Below are 4,231 nucleotides of genomic sequence, written 5' to 3' on the forward strand. Positions count from 1 at the left end.
AGAACGCTACGGATGGCCCCCAACAGCAATAATCCCGTTTTCTCCTGGCGGCCCCCACCCGCACTAACGATGGCCCCCAAGAAGAACAATATTCAGTCAGATCGGCAATTGAGTCGAACCTTCACGGAGGATCCAATCCCGCGCTGCCTTATGTCGTATGCAGCAGTACAGGAATGAGATTGTTTATTCATAACCGTTAGAGTGATCTTTCAGGTAAAATGGCGAGTGGATGAGGTTTCTATGCGGGATTCAACGCATGTCCGACCGTGTAGTCAGGGAGACTTCGACGCTGTTGTCGTTCTCGGAGACAGGTTCAAAAAATATCTCGGGCTTTATCCACATAAGGCAATCCGCGAGGCTATTACTAATGGCTTCGTGTTCGGCGCCTTTCTGGGAGACAAACTCACCGGATATGCTCTTTTTGCCCTTCCCTACTCAGACATTCGATTAGTGCACCTGTGTGTCGATCCAGCCTTTTACGCCCAGGGAATCGCGCGTGCGCTCATTGATGCAATCCAAGCCACTTACAGCGACAGGCAAGGAATCCGTCTCAAGTGCCGGCGCGACTTCCCTGCTCATAAGGTATGGCCAAAGCTTGGGTTCCAAGCGGAAAGTCTGCCCAGTGGGCGTGGCGCAGATAGGGCCGAGATGACCGCTTGGCGGAAGCCGTTCGGGCCTGCGGACTTATTTGCCTCCATGCTGGAAGATGAGACCAGGGTCCAAGCCGTATTGGATACTAACGTCGTCTTGGATGTTCTTCTGGAGCGCAACGACAAAACGGCTAAGTTTTTACACTCGCCTTCAATCTACGATGAGGTCGCTTTGTGTATCACTCGATCTGTGAAGAACGAGTTGTCGGAACTTTCTCCAATGGCCGCCCGACGACGTGTTCTCTCTCGATTGGCTCAGTTTGATGAACTGCCTAGTGAGGGAGGAACCTGTCGGGCACTTAAGAATGAACTGCTGAAGAGTGTGCCGGTGAAAGAACTTCGCAACGATTCCAGTCTAGAAGCGGACGCTGGTGTTCTTGCAGAAACAATTGTGAGTGGGGCCGCTGTCCTCATTACTAATGACGACACTGCGGGGAGGGTGCTGAGAAAAATCGCAAACAGTTATGGTGTGGAGATTCTGCATCCGTCGCAGCTGGTCGTGATGATTGATGAATTGAAAGGCCAGCGCAAAGACGCTAGCGGCCGCCTCCAGAACACCGGTGTTACGGTCACTAGTTCCTCTGCTGGTATAGACAGGGAAATGGACCATCTGATTAGTACCTACCGCGGCGAATCAAAAGCAAAATTTCGAGACCACCTCCGCGGGAGTATGGCGGCTAACATGAGAATTATTCATGCTGCTGAAAGTAACCTTGTGGATGGTCTTGTTGCGACAGCTAGCGTTGGCAATGAACTTCAAGTTTCGCTCCTCCGTGTTCGGCGAGCTCCAATCGCACCTACTCTTCTGAAGCAACTCCTCTTCCAGCTTCGCCTAGAAGCACTCGAGAATGGTGCAGCCAGAATCCTGATCACTGATCCGGCTCCCGGTGGGGGAGAGAACATTGTTCCTATTCTTAGGCAAGAGGGTGCGCGACTGAAAAATGGACGATGGCGGATCGAGGTTGTTGATGCGCAGTTGCGACTCAATGAATTTCTTTCGGGCCGCGTTGGTTCGTGGGATTTGCGTGACTGGCTCCAAAATGAGCCACAATCTCCTATGCAATTTGCCACACTTGAACGTGAACTATGGCCCCTTAAGATCAAAGAAGCTCCATTGAGTAACTACGTCATTCCCATTCGACAGACATTTGCCAGCGAACTGCTAGGTTACGACTCCCCTCTTCTTACTCGCGACCGAGACTTAGGTATAAGCCGCCGGCACATCTACTACAAATCAGCACCCTACAAACCGGCGGCTCCCGGACGGATACTTTGGTATGTCAGCGGCAAGCGTGGTGGATCTATCGTTGCAGCATCTCAGCTAATATCCTCCCATAACGGAGTACCGCAGGATCTACACGCACGTTTTAGGAAGTATGGGGTCTGGTCGCAGCAAGATATTGCAGACTGTGCGGATAAAAAAGGCCGGGCAGTAGCCATAAGATTTGGAGATACTGAGATATTTCGTTCAGAGGTATCTCTTACTTGGGCGGATCGCGTAGCCCAGGAGTACGGCAATATTCTGGGTACTGTCCCAACCGCTCGAGTTATAACCGACGCAGCATTCCAGGTCATCTATGACAAGGGAATGAATTCTTGATCCATCAAGAAAACAGTATTGAACGGCTCAATCGACGCCACCCGGTTCTTATTTCGATTCGAACCCAGTTTGTTCGAAAAATTATGGACGGCTCTAAAACTTTTGAACTGCGCAAAAAAATATTTCCTACACCAGTCGGAAGGTCAGTCATCTTTTATTCCTCCGGTGAAGATAAGGCGATTACTGCTCGAGGTGTAGTTGCAAGCGTAGTTGAGGGGACCCCTGCAGCAATTTGGATTCGACTTTCCGGTCAGTTGGGAATAAGTCGCGCTGACTTCACGGAGTACTTCAAAGGTTCTGACGTTGCGTACGCCATTGAGCTAGAACACGTTCTGGCTCTGGAGAATCCGATTTCCCTGAACGAGATGCGTCAGGATCACGGGCTCGAACCGCCTCAGAGCTGGCGGTATCTCGACAGGGATTCCCATGCCAAGTTACTCGAACGCCTTTGAGCGAGTGACTTGGTCTGCCGCGAGAAGAGCGAAATCCCAATCTAGATTGGGTCCCGCTGAGGTATCGCTTGCCGACAATGACAGTATGGCGATTTTAGAGTTGGACGTTCGATATGCTGATCGGAAGCTCTTGTTACATTGGAAGTGTCCACTTTCACTTATAAGTGAAAGTGAAGTACAGTGAAGTGGAGGAAAGAAATTTCCTAGCGTGTCTAGAGCTTGAGGAGCAAGTGATGACTACGACCATACTCAACCGAGCTGATGTTCTCGTTACTGAGGACGATCTGAACACTGTTCGGCATGAAGTTGACTCGGCCCCTGCGGGACTGGTGGGTTTTGCTGCCGTAATGAGTGACGGTACTTCGCGTGCCCTTCCGCTGGAGCTTTCCAAAATCATTGAGAAGGCCTTCCGGGCCCTTGCTGCCAATGGAAGCGTCAGTGTCGGCACTATGCCTGACGAACTTACTAGTAATACTGCAGCTGACGTTCTGGGGATTTCCCGGCCGACACTTTTGAAATTGGCTAAGGCTGGGAAACTCGCATCATTTAAGGTTGGTTCTCATACACGCTTCAAGCGTGAAGCCGTTGTGGCCTTCAGAGCTCAACGAGAAGCCGATCGTCATGTCGCAATGGATGATTTACTGGCTCTCGAAGATAAGTTGGATTCCTTCGCATAGTCGTGTGAATGAGTGAAAATGGAGGGCCATAGTACAAACTTGTACTATGGCCCTCCGTGTTTTTGTCGATGCAAATGTTCTTTTTAGCCGCACGCTTCGTGATTGGCTATTTATGTTGCGCCTTGAGACAGGCGTTGGGGTGTTTCAACTGCACACTACTTGGGATGTCATCAACGAGACTGGTGCCAAGCTGCGCGACAAGCACTCGAAAGCTCCTGGAAGCCTGATTGCTAATCTTATGAACAAGTGTCAAGAGCATTTTGACGAGATACTTGAGGACTTTCCAGGCGGTCCCGTCGTCAGTATTGCTGATGAGGGTGACTGGCATGTTCATCACGCTGCCGAGGCCAGCCGGGCAGACATTCTCCTCACTGAGGACGCAGGATTTGATTCAGATGGAAGTAACTACGAGGCCTATAACTGCGACGATTTTTTCGTAGAAGTCTATACTTCTGCCCCCGATGCCGTTAAACGAGTTGTTGAGCACCAAGCGCGCTATTGGGCGGCACGGGGTGGTATGCAGCTTCCAGATGCCTTGCGAGCTGCTAGGTGCCCCAAGTTTGCCAGTGCCGTGCTCGGGCACATCAAACAGATGGCCTTGACCGGAAAGTAAACAAGGTATGAGGACCGCAAAAATATTGCCGAGGGGCTCTCTGAATGAAGTGAAGACTACGCATCTATCGTCGGTGAATTAGGCGGCCGACATTCCTTTTCCTCGGTTATGAACAATAAACCCTCATTCCGTGACCAGTTCACGCTGAACCGTCCCGGAAATCATGCCGCCGTTTTGTGGGCGGCAGCGTCGGGTAACGAGCCGGAATTTTCATCATAGTAGATACGCTCGAATTCCTC

General features: G+C 50.9%; 4 protein-coding genes. All 4 read left to right on the forward strand.

What is annotated here, in order from left to right; translation table 11 throughout:
* The first annotated feature begins 201 nt into the window (after nt 1-201).
* The 4 genes from ACFUCV_RS14875 (at nt 202) to ACFUCV_RS14890 (ending at nt 3,992) form a co-directional block, all read left to right on the forward strand.
* Nucleotides 202-2,250: a GNAT family N-acetyltransferase gene (locus ACFUCV_RS14875; protein WP_380817101.1), complete on the forward strand. Its 2,049-nt coding sequence runs from the start codon at nt 202-204 to the stop codon at nt 2,248-2,250.
* Entirely contained in the window at nt 2,247-2,702 is a 456-nt protein-coding gene (locus ACFUCV_RS14880; RefSeq protein WP_380817103.1) for a hypothetical protein, read from the forward strand. Before ACFUCV_RS14875 ends, ACFUCV_RS14880 begins: the two co-directional genes overlap by 4 nt.
* Before the next feature lie 233 nt (nt 2,703-2,935).
* On the forward strand, nt 2,936-3,379 hold the full coding sequence (locus ACFUCV_RS14885; RefSeq protein WP_380817105.1) for a helix-turn-helix domain-containing protein: 444 nt from the start codon (nt 2,936-2,938) through the stop codon (nt 3,377-3,379).
* Nucleotides 3,380-3,425: 46 nt separating this feature from the next.
* Entirely contained in the window at nt 3,426-3,992 is a 567-nt protein-coding gene (locus ACFUCV_RS14890; RefSeq protein ID WP_380817107.1) for a PIN domain-containing protein, read from the forward strand.
* Nucleotides 3,993-4,231: the final 239 nt, after the last annotated feature.

It is taken from the genome of Specibacter sp. NPDC057265 (genome assembly GCF_042668835.1).
In the GTDB taxonomy this organism is placed as follows: domain Bacteria; phylum Actinomycetota; class Actinomycetes; order Actinomycetales; family Micrococcaceae; genus Specibacter.

What these genes read in the sequence shown, in the direction of transcription:
- ACFUCV_RS14885 (WP_380817105.1), top strand. Translation starts at nt 2,936, where the DNA reads ATGACTACGACCATACTCAACCGAGCTGATGTTCTCGTTACTGAGGAC.
- ACFUCV_RS14890 (WP_380817107.1), top strand. Translation starts at nt 3,426, where the DNA reads ATGGCCCTCCGTGTTTTTGTCGATGCAAATGTTCTTTTTAGCCGCACG.